Origin of the sequence: Ruminococcus sp. RTP21484sp1_RTP21277st1_D2_RTP21277_210401 (genome assembly GCF_040924225.1) — a bacterium.
Classification (GTDB): Bacteria; Bacillota; Clostridia; order Lachnospirales; family Lachnospiraceae; genus Blautia_A; species Blautia_A faecis.
In genome coordinates this window covers 122,481-139,590 of record NZ_JBCOMJ010000008.1, presented here as the reverse complement: position 1 = coordinate 139,590, position 17,110 = coordinate 122,481, and the positions used below count along the sequence as shown (strand labels likewise).

Below are 17,110 nucleotides of genomic sequence, written 5' to 3'. Positions count from 1 at the left end.
GCAGTTAGCAGTTAGTTCGCTGGAGCGTTGCGCCGGCGAGTGAGCAATCACCATTGTCCGAATGCGTCCGCCTTGAATAACTTTCAACCAATTAAATAATTTTTCAGAAACTCATAAATCTCATCTTCAGTTGGCGGACATCCTTCCAGGTGGTGGGTGAAGTGGCGGGTGCAGTGGCCGATTCCCAGGATGCCTTTCTGGTTTCGGTAGCCTTGACCGATGGAGATTCGGGTGGTCAGGTTTGAAAGGAGGCCTTCTTGCTTCAGGCGGTCAAGGGCAGGGATCAGGTTGCCGTAGCAGGCGCTGCAGGATTCTACTTCTTCTACAGCGTCGGCAAGCTCTACCACTTTCCGTGACTTGGGAATGGGAGCGCCGGGGTTACCATCGAGGGCACGGATTTCTGCCTGGCGGATGTCGGCGCAGCCAACACCAAGGGTGGCAGCCTTTGTGATGTAGGGAACCTCTTCTACCTGGTAGTACATCATGTCGCAGACATAGGCATCCATAAGAACCGGATCCACAGCTGCCAGAACGCGGTTCATCTCTACGGGGTTGCCGCCATCCTCGAAATCCAGGTCTCCGCAAATATTGTCTACCACGATGAAATCCTGGTGGATAGCAAGTCCCAGGTGGGCAATGGGGTCATGAAGACCTAATGCGTGGAAACGGCGCTTCTCAGAATTAGGGAGAAGACCTTTCATGTTCTTCAATGCACAGGTGATTTTGGTCTGACAGTGACCTTTTAGTACCGGAACATTAATAAGGAAGTCCAGGTCAAGGGCACTTTTGCAGATGTTTAAGGTCATATCGCCACATTGTACAGGCACACCCTTTTCTTTTTGCATGTCAAGGAACGGAACGTTATATTTTTCACAGAGGGACTTGAAACCACAGACTTCGTAGGATTCGGAGGTCTTATCTCCTACCCAGGAACCTTCCATGATCACCAGATTGGAAAAACCTTTTTCCTGAAGATATTCTACGATTCCGGCGACTACCTCCGGGTGAGTGGTGCCGCCCCAGTAGGCTTCCATGGGGGCGACCAGGTTTGGCTTGATGCCGATCCGCATATTGTACAAACCAAATTCTGAATTCTGTTTTTCCACAGAATCCGAAGAATAAAAACAGTCCACTTCTGCTTCAGAGTTGTCAATAAGACTGCTCTTTGTTTCAAACTTTGCTTCTGTTATAATCTTCTCACTATTCTGCTGTAAACCTGCCCCGGAATTTTCTGAAAGCACCTTCAATCCGCATTTCTCAAACTTCTTCTCTATCTCCCCTGCCAGATCACACGCCTCCAGCAGTTCTTTCGTCATCTCCTTATATTCAGTTCCGCATTTTATAAAAATCTGATTCTTCTTCATTTCCGGATCAGTACTCCTTTTTCTCCATAATCTTTATGGATATTGTACAGGAAATCAGAAGCATTAGCAACATAAGAACAAACAGCATCGCCAGACAGACTGGGATTCCAAGGTTCCAAATGCGTAGGCCCAGATTTTTCAGACCGGAAAAATCCACATTCATTTTCTGGCATAGTTCTACGCCAATCCATCCTACAGCCATGATGCCAAATACAAGAACAAGCAGCACCAGCCTTCCTGTAGAGCTTCCATATTTCAACTGTACCGGAAACACAACCGCATTTGCGAAAACAGCAAGAAAAAGACCGGCAGCTGCAGAAGCGATCAGTTCTTCCCAGGACACCTTACGATATCCGGAAGCATTTACGCCAATTGCAATTGCAACAGCAACAGCCCACAATACCGTGACCATCCCTGCACCCAGCAGATACTTCTCCTTCACGTATTCTTTCCTGCTGATAGGAAAAGTAAAAATATAAGGCATACCATTATCCATATCATCAGTTGCTATGGTATTCAGTGCCATAACAGCAGCCAGAACAGACACATAACTGATTAGAAAAGAAGGACCTGCGGAAGTACTAAGGAAACAGAAAATGGCTATAATATATACGCCAATGAACGTTTTCATGTTTCCCCTCATAATTTCCATGTCTTTTACAAACATACCTTTCATAATACTTCCCCCTTGATCATCATGGTAATAACCTTGTCCACAGACCCACGTTCTATTGCAAGCTGCGGGTAGTTCTCCACATAAAATGCACGCTCATCTGTGAGACAGCTGTAGCCGTATTGCTCCTTCTTCACCTTGAGAATATGCTGCTTATCAAGCAATTCATATTGCTTCTCGTCAGCCTTGATAAGACCATATTCATCCAGCAGCACATCTGTATTCTCATGAAGCACGATCAGTCCCTTATCAATCATATAGATATCATCACACAGGCTCTCCAGATCTGAGGAAATGTGGGAGCTGATCAGAATACTTCTGCCTTCTGTCTCCATATATTCCCGAAGGAGTTCCAGAATGCTGTCCCTGGCAATCACGTCCAGACCGGCTGTAGGCTCATCCAGAACAAGAAGCCTGGCATCAAAGCTGGTGGCTGTCAGCACTTTTAACTTTGCTTTCATTCCTGTGGAAAACTCTTTCAGTTTCTTATCCATGGGGATGGAAAACTGGCTGCACCGCTTCTCAAACATCTCCCGGTCAAATTTCTCATAAGTCTCTGTCAGAATATGCACAATCTGTTTCACGGTCAGACAATTGGAAAAACCGCTGTCAGAAAGTGTCGCGCCTATATCCGCTTTCTCTTTTTGGGAAATCTGCTCCATATCCTTATTAAACAGACGAATCTCTCCTGCATCAGGATGAACCAGCCCCAGAATAACCTTAAAGGTAGTAGACTTCCCTGCTCCATTGGCTCCGATCAGACCGGTGATCTGTCCTTCTTCTATTTCCATACTTACATCCAGGGAAAATCCAGGATAATTCTTCTGCAAATTCTTCAAACTCAGCAGCATATCTACTCCTCCATAATAAGCTCAAACAGTTCCCGGATCTCTTCCTCAGACAATCCGCTGATCCGCGCTTTCCGGATCACTTCCTCCAGTTCTGTCTCAATTTCCCGCTTCCGCTCTTCCATAAGAAGTCCCTGGTTATTCTTAGCGATAAAGCTTCCTTTCCCATGCACCGTAACCACGAACCCCTCTTCCTCCAGAAAGTCATACGCCTTCTTCACCGTAAGAGCACTAATCTTCAGCTCCTTCGCCAAAGTTCTCACAGAGGGAAGCATTTCCTCTTCCTTTAACGTCCCGTCAATGATCATCGCCTTGATCTGATCTGTGATCTGCTCATAAATTGGCTGCATCGACGAGTGATTAATTATGATCTTCATGTGACTCCTCCTTATGCAAACAGTATATAACAGTATTATACTGTTGTCAAGTGTTATACGCTGTTTATTTCCACTTAATTCATAGTTACTTTGAACAATCAGCCTGGGAGGGGCAGTGTGTTGCGGACAGTTAGTCAAAAAACGGGATTTTATGAGTATAGCGCAGGTTCCATAAACACTGTCTGAGCCCAGCATGGGCGAGTTTGTTTATGGAACCTGCAATCGACGACGGAGTAAAATCCCGTTTTTTGACGTTGTCCGCAACACACTGCCCCTCCCAGGCGTCCGCCTTCGCCACACAAAAAAAGACGTGCATACCTGAGTCTAAACTCACATACACACGCCAATATTTTTATTCAGCTTTATTAAACACTTCTTTATCCACAGCCCCATTCTGGCAAGCCACAATGGTCGTACAAACAGCATCACCGGTAATATTAACCGCTGTTCTTGCCATATCCAGAATACGGTCAATACCCATGATAATACCGATTGCCTCAACTGGAAGACCAACAGAATTAAATACCATAGTCAAAGTAACAAGTCCAACACTTGGAATACCTGCGGTACCAATGGAAGCCAGTGTGGCTGTTCCGATTACTGTAATATAATCCATAGGAGTCAGCTGGATTCCAAAAGCCTGGGCAGCGAACATAACCGCAACTCCCTGCATAATGGAAGTACCATCCATGTTGATAGTCGCACCAAGAGGTATGGTAAAAGAAGAAATCTTCTTGGAAACACCCATCTTCTTGTGCAGCGTATCAATAGAAAGCGGAATAGTCGCATTGGAGGTTGCAGTGGAAAAGGCAAAGGCCATAACCGGGAAAAACTTTCGGATAAACTTCACCGGATTCAGGCCCGTGAACAGCTTCAGCAAAATCTGGTATATACCAAAACACTGGATTGCCAGAGCGATCAGAACTGCGATCATATATTTTGCCAGAGGCACAAATGCGCTGAAACCAATGGTTGCAAAGGTTCTTGCGATCAGACTGAATACACCAATAGGAGCCAGACTCATAACCATCATGGTCATTTCCATCATAATATCATTAAACTGGCTGATAAAGTTGGAAACGGTCTCCGCACGCTCCCCAAGCTTTGCCAGGATCACACCAATGATCAAAGCAAACACTATGATCTGAAGCATTTCCCCACTTGCCAGGGACTTGATGGGGTTATCCGGAATGATATTGAGAATAGTCTGAACCAGAGAGGTAGACTCCATAGTCTCAATATCGGAAGCATTTATCTGGATCTTACTCATATCAAGACCAATTCCCGGTCTCAAAAGAGTTCCGATTCCAAGGGCAACTGCAACTGCCACCGCTGTTGTGACCAGATAAAATGCAAGTGTTTTTCCACCTACATTTCCCAGCTTCTTAGTATCACCGATAGCCATACTTCCACATACCAGTGAGCAGAAAACAAGAGGTACTACCAGCATTTTCATAAGACGGATAAAGCCCTGTCCCAAAACGTACAGCACTCCTTCAACAATCACATCATTCTTCACACTGCTATCCGGCACCAGGTAATGGAGAACCATTCCTGTGATTGCTCCGGCGATCAGCGCAATAAAGATCATACTGGTTAAGCTGATCTTCTTTTTCTCTTTTACATTCTTTTCTTTCTTCGCGCTCATCTTAGCCCTCCCGTTTTTCTTTCATAAATTCTTCCAGAGAATCCTTCCAGCCAGGCATCTCATATACATCGATAATGCGAAGGATAAAATTGTCCAGAACTGCATATGCAGGTCTGGCAGAAGAAAGATCAGACTGCGAGGTAGGTACCGGATTCAGCTGCTCCTCTTTGCCTGCAAGGCGAAGTATCTCCTTTGCAAATTCATAACGATTGCAAACACCCTGACAGGTTGCATGATAGGTTCCGTACTCATTGGTGCGGATCAGATGCAGGATAATTCTTGCCAGATCTTTGGCACTTGTGGGGGAACCATACTGATCCTCAGCTACAGCAAGAGCTCTGCCCTGATCTGCGGCCTCCAGAACACGGTTTACAAAGTTATTTCCCTTTCCGAAGACCCAGTTGCTTCGGATGATAAAGTGCTTGTGGGTAAACTCCTTCACATAATTCTCCCCGGCGCACTTGGATTTTCCGTAAACAGTCTTAGGGTTTGTATTGTCAAACTCCGTGTACGGCTTCTGTGCCAGCCCATCAAAAACGTCGTCTGTGGAAAGCTGCACCATCTTTGCCCCTGTTTTTCTTGCTACAAGGCTTAAGTTGCGGGCGCCTAAAGCGTTTACACGAAATGCTTCCTCCGGCTGCTTCTCGCAAAGCTCTACATCTGTGATCGCAGCACAGTTGATGATCACATCCGGACGGTTGATCTCTCCAAAATGGAGAACTTCGTCTGTTTCTGTAATATCAAGCGCATTTTTGTCTGTATTCAAAACTTCAATTTCCAACGGATCCAGCACTTCATTAATTGCCTCGCCAATCTGGCCTTCAGATCCTACGATCCATACTTTCAGCATGTTTTCTCCTCCTTTTCATACGATAAATAATATTTTAACAAGCCAGGCCATACACTGTCAAGAAAAAAGATTGCGCCCTTTTTCCCAATCTGAAAATTGAATTTCCAAAACAGCTCTTGACATCTTGAATTTCCCAGTCATACCTTGTATAATTTTTGCCAAATGAACAGGGAAGGATTCAGAATATGAAAAGAAAAGTAGGGAAACGAAAAAAGCAGCTGCAGCAAAAATATTTCTTCCGAAAACTTCTTCTTACAGAAGGGATCCTGATCATTGCAGCAGTTATTATACTGGGAGGAGTTTTCCTCGTAAAAAAGATCCAGGAAAATGTAAATACAGTTTCCATGGTTGAGGAAGCCAGCGGTCTGGACATGGATGACTCCAATTCTCTTGCCGCTGTAAAAGCCGCAATGGCAAGACCGGCAGAATTTTCTCCTAAATGCGTAGATTCCACCAGCCCATCTTTATACATAGAAACCACAGACATTGAGGTGGACGGACAGATACTTGCCAATACTTCGGATTATACCTCCACAGATACCCACTCCTTCGATGCCGGGATCAGCTACACAGATGTGGATGGAATCGTCACCTTCCGCGGAAACAATTTCCGTGACACTGCAGCCTATGGCAATACACAGATTAAAAATGGAAAAATCCAGGATCTCTGGACAGCAAAAACCGGCTCTATTACTTACGGAGATGCCACCTGGTCCGGAAGCGGCTGGACCGGACAGCCTCTTATGGAAAAATGGTCCAGAGAAGTAAAGAAGTCCATGAATATGTACGACTGGGCAAAGGAAAAAGACGATCTTGTAGAAGTGATCTATGCCTGCATGGACGGCTATGTGTATTTCCTAGATCTGGAAACCGGCGAGGCTACCAGAGATCCCCTTTACCTTGGTTTCACCTTCAAAGGGGCAGGTGCACTTGATCCCAGAGGTTATCCAATTATGTATGTCGGCGCAGGTTATGACAGCAATGAAGGCACTGCCAGGGTCTTTGTTGTGAATCTTCTGGACTGCAGTGTGATGTATACCTTTGGAAATAATGATGAATTTTCCCTTCGCGGAAATTTAAGCTACTTTGATTCCTCCGCCCTTGTGGATGCTGCCACAGATACCCTGATCTATCCAGGAGAGAACGGAATTCTTTATCTGATCAAACTGAATACCAGTTATGACCCGGAAGCAGGCACCTTGTCCATAAATCCGGATCACATTGTAAAATGGCGCTACTACGGAACACGTACCAGCGTAGGCTCCTACTGGCTTGGCATGGAGGACAGCGCAGCCATCTATGACGGTTATCTTTTTATTGCTGATAATGGCGGCAATCTAATGTGCCTGGATCTGAATACCCTGCAGCTTGTATGGGTGCAGGATATTCTGGATGACTCCAACTCTACTCCCGTTTTGTCTGTGGAGGACGGACACCTTTACCTGTATGTCAGCACCTCTTTCCGCCTGGGCTGGCGAAGCAGCACCACTGCAGAGGTTCCTGTCTGGAAAATTGATGCGGAGACAGGAGAGATCATCTGGCAGACCTCTTACGACTGTTCCTCCGAGGACAGTGTTTCAGGCGGTGTACAGTCTACCATCGCTGTTGGGAAAGAAGAATTGTCGGATAACATTTATGTGACAGTTGCCAGAACCAGTGGACAGGCACAAGGTGTACTTGCATGCATTGATAAAAATACCGGGAAAGTAAACTGGGAGCATGAATCTGCCTATGCCTGGTCTTCACCTGTATGTGTATACAATCCGGATAGCAGCGGAAAGGTTCTCTACTGCAACAGCACAGGACATATCTATCTTCTGGATGGAAAAACAGGAGATGTTCTTGACTGCCACCAGATCAGTGAGGGAGTCATCGAAGCATCTCCTGCTGTATATCAAAGTTATATGGTTGTGGGAACCAGAGATTGTAAGATATGGGGGATGGAACTGCAGTGATGCGGTTCCTCCCCATTTTATTTATGCGATAGGCGAGCCAAAGTTCGTGCCTGCACGAAAAACCTTGGTGACTGACGCGATAACGAATAAAACTTGCAGAGCGTGCTTTGTCTCATTTACTTGATAGGCGAGCCAAACTCGCGCAGCGTATTTATCGCGTTTACTCCGATTTAATCGCCCAGCGCATTTTCGTAGACCGTGCGCGTCCATTCTGGGCACATTCCTGGGCTGACGGACGGATCACGTCTCTGGAATAATCGGAATAAATTCCCTCCTTGTATCCAGCCTTCAGTGCTTTCTTCACCAGCTTATCCTCTCCTGAATGGAACGTAAGGATTGCCGCTCTTCCTCCGGGCTTCAGTGCTCCCGGCAGCTTCTCCATAAACTCATACAGAACCTCAAACTCCCGGTTCACATCAATCCGAAGGGCCTGGAAGGTACGCTGGCAGGTCTTTTTGATGGTCTCCTTCTTCTCTTTTTCCGGAAGGAAATCCAGAGTTTTCTCAATGACCTGACGAAGCTTTGTGGTGGTATCCATGTGGTTTCCTTTGCGGATTTCATCTGTGATCGCCTTGGCAAGCTCTTCACAGTATGGCTCGTCTGAATTCTCATAAAGCATTCCAGCAAGCTCATCCCGGGTAATATGTTCCAGGCGCTCTGCCGCACTGATCCCGGCTTCCTGATTCAAGCGCAGATCCAGAGGTCCGTCTGCTTTGAAGGAAAAACCTCTCTTGGGATTATCGATCTGCATGGAGGACACGCCGAGATCAGCAAGAAGGAAATCAAAACCTCCTACTTCTTTGGCAATCTCATCAATGGTACAGAAATTCTGAAGTTTAATGGTCAGAATATCCTCCCCAAAGCCAAGATCTTCCAGTCTTTTCTTTGTCTTGGCTGCTTCCTCATGGTCTACGTCAGTGGCATACATATGCCCCTGTCCCTGCAGGCACTGAAGCATGGCCTTTGTATGGCCACCGTAGCCCAGTGTGGCATCAAAGCCAATCTGTCCTGGTTTGATCTCCAGAAAATCAATAATCTCTTTTACCATAATAGAAATATGCATGCCTGCCGGGGTATTCCCTTTTTGCATTACATGCTGAATGGTATCCTGGTATTTCTCCGGCTGAAGTTCTTTATATTTCTCCTCATATTTCTTCGGGTATCTGCCTTTGTAGCGCACTCTGCGCTTATGAGGCTGCTGCCCCTCCTGCACACTCTGCGCATTCTCATACTGTCTGTTCTCTTTTTCCTGTGACATTCTGATCTCCTGTATCTTTTTATCTGTTGCCATCTACCAATTTCGCAGAAAAATTCTTTATGCCGGAATTCTCACCCATTTCGTAAACAGCAACTTTCATTTGCTAATTCTGCCGCATCATCACAGCAATGTTTCCAAACTACAGCTAACATCTTCTGTAATTACCCCTGCTTCCGTTTCTCCAATTCCATACTGATTTTCGAAACAAACAGATCAAACGCCACGTCATTCTTTCCGCTGTTGATCACAATATCAGCCTTGGAACGAGTGGGCTCTACATAAAGGTAATGCATGGGTTTCACTGTGTTTAAGTACTGTTTAATGATTCCATTCAAATCTCTTCCCCTCTCTTCCACATCACGGGAAATCCGGCGAAGAATACGCTCATCAGCATCAGCTTCCACATAGACCTTAATATCAAGGAGCTCACGCACTCTGGGATCTGCCAGAAGAAGGATTCCCTCCACAAGGATCACCGGACTTGGGGTGATATGAAGGATCTTGTCTGAACGGTTATGTTGGGAATAATCGTAAACCGGACAGTCAATAGCTTTCCCCTGCCTCAGAAGCTTCAGATGCTCCACCAGAAGCTCTGTCTCCAGAGAATCCGGATGATCATAATTCACAGTCACACGCTGCTCAAAAGGGATTCCATCCTGTCTGCGGTAATAATTGTCGTGATAAAGGACTACTACGTCATCTCCAAAACGCTTTTTAATTCTGTTTGTAAAAGTAGATTTACCGGAGCCGGAGCCGCCGGCAATTCCTATAATAAGACTTTCCATATTCTTCTCCTACCTGTCAAGATCAAATTCTTCCGGCATAAATCTCGGACAAATGTTCTCTGAGGTACAAATTACAGTTGAGGAAAGACGGGTACCAATGGCACATGCCTCTCTCATTGTTTTTCCATAGGTAAGGCCTACGCACACACCTGCAAAAAAGGCATCTCCCGCGCCTGTGGTGTCAACCACATCTACCTTCATAGCTGGATAAACGCCCCAGTTTCCTTCCTGATCTGCATAAGCTGCACCATCACTTCCCATGGTAACCACCATCTTTGGAATATGGGCGGACTGGATTCTTTTTGCCAGACACCGGGCCATCTCTTCAGGCTTCAGGCCACCGTAATCCTCCGAAAACAGGATGCCCGCTTCCTGCTGGTTGCATACAAAGCAGGCTGTCCGCCTTAAGAAGTCACGTCTTTCGATTGCAATGGTCATATTCGATACAAGAGCGTATACTTTTTTGCCGTATTTCTCTGCATAGTGAAAGGTCTTCTTCACAATTTCCTTGTCAATATCAATCTCGATCACAACGCTGTCCGCATCCTGGAAAATTTCATCTCCGTGTTCATCCAGGATCTGCTCTATCGGACGATGGTCCGGACGTTTGGAAATAGATGCCACCACATCTCCGTCCTGGTCAAAGACAGCCAGCCAGGTTCCCATGCCGTTTTTTACCTTACGCATATATCTGGTATCTACTTTATGACGCTCCAGTTTGCGGATCACATCATCCCCCATAGCGTCGTCATCTACCAGACTGACAAAGGTTGGTTTCAACTCTATATTGGCAATATCTTCCACTACATTTCTTCCTACACCGCCATGGATCTGCTGGATCACACCGGCATTTCTTCCTCCAGGAATAAATGGTGCTGTGGAATAACCTTTCACATCGATAAAAACATCACCGATTACAACAATTCCCATATTATAACTTTTCTCCTTTGTTACGTTATATCTTTTGGTTTGCGCTGCCTCTTATGAAACCCGCACTTCCTTGCGGCTACATACCGGCTATGATTTCCGTCACCAGCTTTTTAAAAGATTTCGCCACTCTGTCTGCAGTCTCCTGAACCTCCTTGTGGTTCAGCTCCTGCTTCGAAATGCCAGCTGCCATGTTGGTGATACAGGAAATTCCGCACACTTCAATTCCCATATGACGGGCTGCCATTGCTTCACATGCAGTGCTCATTCCAACTGCGTCACCGCCCCATATAGCTGCCATTCTCACTTCAGCCGGAGTTTCATAGGCAGGACCTGTAAACTGCACATATACGCCCTCCTGGAGATCTATACCGCATTTTTCTGCACTGGCACGGATCACCTCTCGCAATCGTCTGCTGTATACCTCACTCATATCCGGAAATCTGCTTCCCAGTTCCTCAATGTTCGGTCCGATCAGCGGACTCGGGATTCCTGTGGTAATGTGATCGGTGATCATCATAAAATCACCTGGTTTAAAATTCGGATTCACTCCACCGGCTGCATTTGTAAGAAACAGCTTCTTCGCCCCCATCATGCCCATCAATCTGGTGGGAAGAACTACATCCGTCATTGGATAGCCTTCATAGTAATGCACTCTTCCCTGCATGATCACAACCGGCACATTTTTCACATATCCAAATACAAATCTGCCTTTGTGACCTGCAACTGTGGAGGTTGGAAAGCCCTCAATCTCTGTATAGTCAATGGTGGTTTCGATCTGGATCTCATCTGCATAATCTCCAAGGCCGGATCCCAGGATCAGCGCCACTTCCGGTTTAAAATCTGTCTTTTTTCTAACACTTGCAAGGCAAGTCTCTAATTTCTGATATAAATCGCTCATGTACACCTTCTCCTTTATCTGCAGCTATCCGGCTTATCGCCAGGACAGCTTATAACATTATTTTCATATAAACAGAAAGCCTTCAATACCATGCGTTTTGCTATAGTCTTGTGTTCCGTTTATACGTTGCCGATTTTCTCATCCACAGTCCGCTTCAGCCTTTCGTACTGCTTCCTGTCGATACAGATCTGATTTCCTTTTTTCACGATCAGCTGTTCTGCCTGAAACTTCTTGATGGCGCGGCTGATGCTTTTCAGGCAAAGGCCTGTCTCATCTGCCAGATTCTGCCGGCTTTCGCCGATGCATAAAATGTCATTTTTGTTATATTTTTCAAACCATTCCGAAAAAAGTACAGCTAATCTGTCAGCCCCTTCCAAAAACAGGTACAGACGGTTCCGCCGCTCTTCCTCCAACAGGGAAGCACAGGTAAGCTTTGCCTCCATGCGAAAAGCTTCCGTATCTGAATAAATCCATTTCTCATACTGCGCTCTTGGAAGCTTGGTAACAATACACTCTGTCTCTGTCTGCAGGGTGGTATGGTAGGTATCCTGTCCCAGGATCACTTCCATACCACCAAGCGCAATGAGATTCATGGGCTTCATAAAATCATAGGCAATGCCGGAAATCCGGTAATCTGTAGCTTTTACTCTTCCTCTGGCAACAAAGAAAATCGTATCTGCCGGTTCATTTTCCCTGATAAAAGTAGTTCCGGCTTCCATTATCTCACTCTGAAACAGGTCCATAAGCCATAATGGCGCAGTACGGAAATAAGCCTCAAATTGTTTCTGTTTCTCACGTTCCAGTTCACGAAGGAATGGAAGTACATCGTGTAAATAAGTGTGTTTCATATGATTTCCTCATCTTCTGCCATGTGCTGCAAATCATTTGTTTCTATCCGGGTTCTGTCGCAAAAGCAAGCAATCCACCGGATATACAACCGCTATCCAACAGCTGCTTTTCTATTTTAGCATAATTTCTCAAGAATGGAATGTCCGATAGTTCCTTCCGGCATTTTCACGTCAAAATTATCTGCCACTGATGCGCCAATAACGGAAAAAGTATCCTCGTTTTCAAGGGGGCCACCCTCTTTCATAGTCTTGGAATAAGCCAGGAAGGGAACATACTCTCTGGTATGGTCAGTGCCGCTATAGGTGGGATCATTCCCGTGGTCTGCGGTAAGAATAAGAAGGTCATCCTCCCGAAGCTCTTCCAAAAGAACGCCCAGATTCCTGTCAAACTTCTCGATTTCTTTGCCGTAGCCTTCCACATTTCGTCTGTGTCCCCACAGGGCATCGAAGTCAACCAGATTCACAAAGCAAAGTCCCCTGAAGTCCTCTTTGCAGATCTGGATGGTCTGCTCCATACCGTGTACGGAGCTGTCAGAATGATAGGTCTTTGTGATTCCTTCGCCGCAGAAAATATCGTTGATCTTCCCTACACCGATCACATCCAGCCCATTATCCTTTAACGCATTTAATGCAGTCAGACCTGTTGGCTTCAAAGCATAGTCATGACGATTACTTGTTCGCCTGAACTCACCTTTCTTTTTGCCAACGTATGGTCTGGCGATGACACGGCCTACACGCCATTCATCCTTCCGTGTAATTTCTCTTGCGATCTCGCAGCAGCGATACAAATTCTGAAGATCAAAGGTTTCCTCATTTCCGCAGATCTGAAGAACAGAGTCGGCTGAAGTATACACGATCATGGCACCTGTATGGATTTCTTCCTCCCCAAGCTCTTCAATGATCTCCGTTCCGCTGGCGCTCTTGTTTCCAATCACGCGCTTGCCGCAGCGCTTCTCCAGCTCCGCGATCAGCTCCGGCGGAAAGCCGGTGTCTGTGAAAGTCTTAAACGGCTTCTCTGTCTTAATTCCCATCATTTCCCAATGGCCGGTCATGGTATCCTTGCCATTGCTGGCTTCGCTTACGCGCATGTAACGGCCAATCGGCTTCTCCACACCTTGCATATTTCCTGCCGGATGAAGATTTAACATTCCAAGCTTCTTAAGATTTGGTATTTCCAGGGAGCCCATTTTATCCAGAATATGTCCGAATGTATCCACTCCCACATCCCCGAATTTCTCTGAATCCGGCATGGCACCGATTCCCAGAGAATCCAGAACGATCACGAAAATCCTTTCATATTTTTTCAAAATAAAATCCCTCGTTTCCAATATTTTATCCTTTTATTCCCAGTTCAGAATACAATCTCGCTTTCACCTCATCAGTGGCAAATGCCGTATCCACTGCATTCTTCATCATCAGCCGTATCTCTTCCTCCTGAATGCCATACGTGTTCTGGATGAACTGAAGCTCTTTGGTAAGGCTTGTGTTGCTCACTGTACGGTTGTCCGTGTTTATGGAAACCTTCAATCCTGTGTTCAGAAATTCCCGGATGGGATATTCTGACGGACTGTTTACCGCTTTTGTCTGAAGATTGCTGATAGGACACATTTCAATTCCAATGCCTCTGTCAGCCAGCTCTTTTTGAATATTATAATGGCCTCGCATGGCGATTCCATGTCCGATCCTGCCGGCTCCCGCTTTTACAGCATCCACAATGTTCTGTACGCTTCCACACTCTCCTGCATGAAGGGTAAAGGGCATTTCCAGCTTACGGGTGTTCTGAAAAAGCTCCATAAACTGTGCCATGGGATATGCTGCTTCCGCACCTGCCAGATCCGCTGCACACACACCATAGCCCAGATATTCACGGGCTGTTTTTATCATCCGGCTGTTGTCCTCCTGGCTGTGATGACGCATGGCACAGGTAATCACACCAAACTCCGTTCCAAAATCTGCTCTGCCCCGCTCAAGGCCTTTTAATACTGCCTCGATCACAGCACGGCAGTTCATTCCGGAGGTCTCTGAAAGAAGAGGTGCAAAACGGATTTCTGCGTAGCGTACATTTTCCTGGCTCATGGTGCGAAGTACGTCGTAGCCAGCTGCCTCAAGCCCTTTTTCATCCATAATACACTGACCCGGAAGCGAAAATTTCTCAAGGTATTCTGCAAGGCTTGTGCAGTCATCAGACACGCTAAGCTCTTCCGGCTGTACCCTTCTTCCCAGCTGGCTCTCCATGAACTCCCGGCTTAAAGACCCGTCCAGATGACAGTGAAGCTCTGCCTTGGGTAGTGCTTTTAATTGTTCGATTGTCATAATTTTTTCTCCTGCAATTCTTTATGCTGCTTTATAACTGCCGGATTCAATGCCAGATCACTCTGTTTTCGGCATTTTCCGACATACTTCATAATACTATTCTCCAGTCAGCAGCTTTCATGCCAGATTAGAAGGTCCGAAGCCTAACGGCAGGAGTTCTTTTAGTGTATACACATCATAATGCTCTTTGTCCACCGCCAGAATGACCTGGAAGGTTTCCGGGTTGCAAAACTCCATCATGACCTGTCGGCACACGCCGCAGGGAGCTGCATATTCTGTGAGCACGCCAGCCTTACCGCCGACAACACAGATAGCCTGAAAATCCTTCACCCCTTCGCTTACTGCCTTAAAAAAGGCGGTACGCTCCGCACAGTTTGTGGCTGTGTACCCGGCATTTTCAATGTTGCAGCCTGTGTAAACCTGCCCATTTTTTGCAAGGAGGGCTGCGCCTACTTTAAAATTGGAATATGGTGTATAGGAATATTTCAGCTGGTGGATTGCTGTATCAATCAGCTGGTTGATCATCTCTTTTTCCATTTTCACACCTCTTTCTTATTCATTAACATTTTCTGATTGTCTCCGACAACATCACTCTCTTCTCAATGAGCGTCGTTATAATCTGACCAATTCCAGGGACAGCATCTGTTCACCTTTACAGTCAATAAACAAATCAATATCCTGTAGCTTTCTCATTCTTTACAATCTTTATAATCCGGCTGGTTCCCAGTCGGTCTGCACCAAGTGCAAGGAACTTCTCTGCATCCTCCAGGGAAGAAATTCCGCCTGCTGCTTTCATTTTTACATTTGGTCCGATATGTCGGGAGAAAAGCTCAATGTCTGCAAAGGTTGCACCTGCACCGCCAAAACCGGTAGAGGTCTTAATATAATCTGCGCCTGCTTCTGTTACAATCTGGCACATTTTAATTTTTTCCTCATCTGTGAGGAAGCAGGTTTCAATGATAACTTTCAGGATTTTGTCACCGCATGCAGCTTTTAAGGTGCGGATCTCGTTCTCAATCAGGTCATATTTCTGATCTTTCAGCCAGCCGATATTGATTACCATATCGATTTCGGAAGCACCATTTGCAAGAGCATCTTTTGTTTCAAATTCCTTGGCTGCTGTTGTCATGTAGCCATTTGGGAAACCGATAACCGTGCACACTGCCATTTTTCCATTCATGTATTCTGCTGCCTGTTTTACATAGCTTGGCGGAATGCATACGGATGCAGTTCCGTATTCCATCGCATCGTCACAAATCTGTTTGATTTCTTCCCAGGTAGATGGCTGGAGAAGAAGGGTATGATCCACATGTTTTAAAATCTCTTTTACGTCCATTTATTTTCCTCATTTCTGTTGTCTCTTTATATTGCCCGAAATTACTGTATCGCAATTTACTGGCAGGATTCATATCTGTTCTTTATTTGATTGTCTAGTACATCGAATATTAAGTAACTGCAAGATGTTCGTCACAATTTGTGGGAGATTTCGCCCGAATGAGGGCGCCGTAATGGGCTACGGCAACCGAATTCAGGCAAAATGTAACGCAAAGTGGGGCGTGCAGATTGCGATGTCACGGTCTTAATTCGACGAATCCTCCCGGATCAGCTTTCTCACAGCTTCAACAGCCACCTGGATTGCCATATCTGTATCATGCACAACCGGATTATCCAGTCCCAGCTTCTCTCTTTCCTGATTTGCAAGCACCAGGAAACAGGAGCCAGCTCTGGCACGAAGCTTGCCAGCTGCAATAAAAAGCGCTGCAGATTCCATCTCGGAAGCAAGACAGCCCATTTTCTTCCAGGCCTCCCATTTGTTGAGCAGCTCATAACCAACTGGCATTGCTTCAGGCTCATGCTGTCCGTAAAAAGCGTCTTTGCACTGGACAACACCTGTATGACAGGAAAGTCCTTTTTCTTTCGCAGCTGCCACAAGGGCGTTTGTCACGTCCAGATTAGCTACTGCCGGATACTCTATGGGGGCATATTCCCGGCTGGTTCCCTCCATACGGATGGCACCTGTGGCAATTACGATATCTCCGCTTTTTACCTCAGGCTGCATACCGCCGCAGGTTCCAATGCGGACAAAAGTATCTGCGCCGCACCGGGAAAGCTCTTCCATGGCAATGGAGGCAGACGGTCCGCCGATTCCGGTGGATGTCACGCTGACTTTCACGCCGTCCAGGGTTCCTGTATATGTGATATATTCTCTGTTGTCTGCAATGAGAACCGGGTTGTCAAAATACTGGGCAATTTTCACACACCTTTTCGGGTCTCCCGGCATGATCACATAGCGGCCAACTTCCCCCTTTGCAACCTGGATATGATACTGCCTGCTGGCATCTTCAGAATAGTTTTTCATAGTG

Annotated in this window: 18 protein-coding genes; 2 read left to right on the top strand and 16 right to left on the bottom strand. The window is 46.1% G+C overall.

Annotation, left to right across the window (positions count from 1 at the left end; translation table 11 throughout):
* Positions 1-83 precede the first annotated feature (83 nt).
* From AB5706_RS07875 to rfbD, 6 genes are all read right to left on the bottom strand, one after another.
* Positions 84-1,364: a DUF362 domain-containing protein gene (locus AB5706_RS07875; RefSeq protein ID WP_243271290.1), complete on the bottom strand. Its 1,281-nt coding sequence runs from the start codon at positions 1,362-1,364 to the stop codon at positions 84-86.
* 7 nt (positions 1,365-1,371) lie between these two features.
* The gene (locus tag AB5706_RS07870) at positions 1,372-2,040 is read right to left on the bottom strand and encodes an ABC-2 transporter permease (protein ID WP_173735171.1); all 669 of its coding nucleotides are present in this window, start codon (positions 2,038-2,040) and stop codon (positions 1,372-1,374) included.
* Positions 2,037-2,888 carry an ABC transporter ATP-binding protein gene (locus tag AB5706_RS07865; protein WP_330602530.1) on the bottom strand — a complete coding sequence of 284 codons (852 nt, stop codon included), beginning with the start codon at positions 2,886-2,888 and terminating at the stop codon, positions 2,037-2,039. The genes AB5706_RS07870 and AB5706_RS07865 overlap by 4 nt, the downstream gene beginning before the upstream one ends.
* A gap of 2 nt (positions 2,889-2,890) precedes the next feature.
* Positions 2,891-3,262 carry a GntR family transcriptional regulator gene (locus tag AB5706_RS07860; RefSeq protein ID WP_117853413.1) on the bottom strand — a complete coding sequence of 124 codons (372 nt, stop codon included), beginning with the start codon at positions 3,260-3,262 and terminating at the stop codon, positions 2,891-2,893.
* A 352-nt stretch (positions 3,263-3,614) separates the two neighbouring features.
* Positions 3,615-4,910: a dicarboxylate/amino acid:cation symporter gene (locus tag AB5706_RS07855; protein ID WP_173735172.1), complete on the bottom strand. Its 1,296-nt coding sequence runs from the start codon at positions 4,908-4,910 to the stop codon at positions 3,615-3,617.
* Between the two features lies 1 nt (position 4,911).
* Entirely contained in the window at positions 4,912-5,760 is an 849-nt protein-coding gene (rfbD, locus tag AB5706_RS07850) for a dTDP-4-dehydrorhamnose reductase (protein ID WP_173735173.1), read from the bottom strand.
* Between the two features lie 185 nt (positions 5,761-5,945).
* Between rfbD and AB5706_RS07845 the strand changes: the two genes are divergently transcribed.
* On the top strand, positions 5,946-7,715 hold the full coding sequence (locus AB5706_RS07845; protein ID WP_195588810.1) for an outer membrane protein assembly factor BamB family protein: 1,770 nt from the start codon (positions 5,946-5,948) through the stop codon (positions 7,713-7,715).
* A gap of 160 nt (positions 7,716-7,875) precedes the next feature.
* On the opposite strand, the gene rsmH is transcribed toward AB5706_RS07845, so the two are convergent.
* The 9 genes from rsmH to deoC form a co-directional block, all read right to left on the bottom strand.
* Positions 7,876-8,973 carry a 16S rRNA (cytosine(1402)-N(4))-methyltransferase RsmH gene (gene rsmH / locus AB5706_RS07840; RefSeq protein ID WP_195379381.1) on the bottom strand — a complete coding sequence of 366 codons (1,098 nt, stop codon included), beginning with the start codon at positions 8,971-8,973 and terminating at the stop codon, positions 7,876-7,878.
* Positions 8,974-9,134: 161 nt separating this feature from the next.
* On the bottom strand, positions 9,135-9,758 hold the full coding sequence (udk, locus tag AB5706_RS07835; RefSeq protein ID WP_173716872.1) for a uridine kinase: 624 nt from the start codon (positions 9,756-9,758) through the stop codon (positions 9,135-9,137).
* Between the two features lie 9 nt (positions 9,759-9,767).
* The gene (locus AB5706_RS07830) at positions 9,768-10,688 is read right to left on the bottom strand and encodes a carbohydrate kinase family protein (RefSeq protein WP_173719029.1); all 921 of its coding nucleotides are present in this window, start codon (positions 10,686-10,688) and stop codon (positions 9,768-9,770) included.
* 76 nt (positions 10,689-10,764) lie between these two features.
* Positions 10,765-11,586 carry a purine-nucleoside phosphorylase gene (locus AB5706_RS07825; RefSeq protein ID WP_173770319.1) on the bottom strand — a complete coding sequence of 274 codons (822 nt, stop codon included), beginning with the start codon at positions 11,584-11,586 and terminating at the stop codon, positions 10,765-10,767.
* Between the two features lie 119 nt (positions 11,587-11,705).
* Complete coding sequence (locus AB5706_RS07820; protein WP_368365976.1) at positions 11,706-12,434, bottom strand: Crp/Fnr family transcriptional regulator; 729 nt, start codon at positions 12,432-12,434, stop codon at positions 11,706-11,708.
* Between the two features lie 116 nt (positions 12,435-12,550).
* A complete protein-coding gene (locus AB5706_RS07815) occupies positions 12,551-13,741 on the bottom strand; it encodes a phosphopentomutase (protein WP_173735178.1) in 1,191 nt (396 codons plus the stop codon).
* Positions 13,742-13,766: 25 nt separating this feature from the next.
* On the bottom strand, positions 13,767-14,747 hold the full coding sequence (gene add, locus AB5706_RS07810) for an adenosine deaminase (protein WP_173716877.1): 981 nt from the start codon (positions 14,745-14,747) through the stop codon (positions 13,767-13,769).
* A gap of 117 nt (positions 14,748-14,864) precedes the next feature.
* Positions 14,865-15,284 carry a cytidine deaminase gene (locus AB5706_RS07805; protein ID WP_173716878.1) on the bottom strand — a complete coding sequence of 140 codons (420 nt, stop codon included), beginning with the start codon at positions 15,282-15,284 and terminating at the stop codon, positions 14,865-14,867.
* 133 nt (positions 15,285-15,417) lie between these two features.
* Entirely contained in the window at positions 15,418-16,083 is a 666-nt protein-coding gene (gene deoC, locus AB5706_RS07800; protein ID WP_173719034.1) for a deoxyribose-phosphate aldolase, read from the bottom strand.
* Positions 16,084-16,207: 124 nt separating this feature from the next.
* Between deoC and AB5706_RS23080 the strand changes: the two genes are divergently transcribed.
* Entirely contained in the window at positions 16,208-16,330 is a 123-nt protein-coding gene (locus AB5706_RS23080; protein ID WP_412421283.1) for a DUF6783 domain-containing protein, read from the top strand.
* Here AB5706_RS23080 and udp read toward each other — a convergent pair.
* A complete protein-coding gene (gene udp / locus AB5706_RS07785) occupies positions 16,327-17,106 on the bottom strand; it encodes a uridine phosphorylase (protein WP_118578624.1) in 780 nt (259 codons plus the stop codon). The two genes, AB5706_RS23080 and udp, sit on opposite strands and share 4 nt — an antisense overlap.
* Positions 17,107-17,110: the final 4 nt, after the last annotated feature.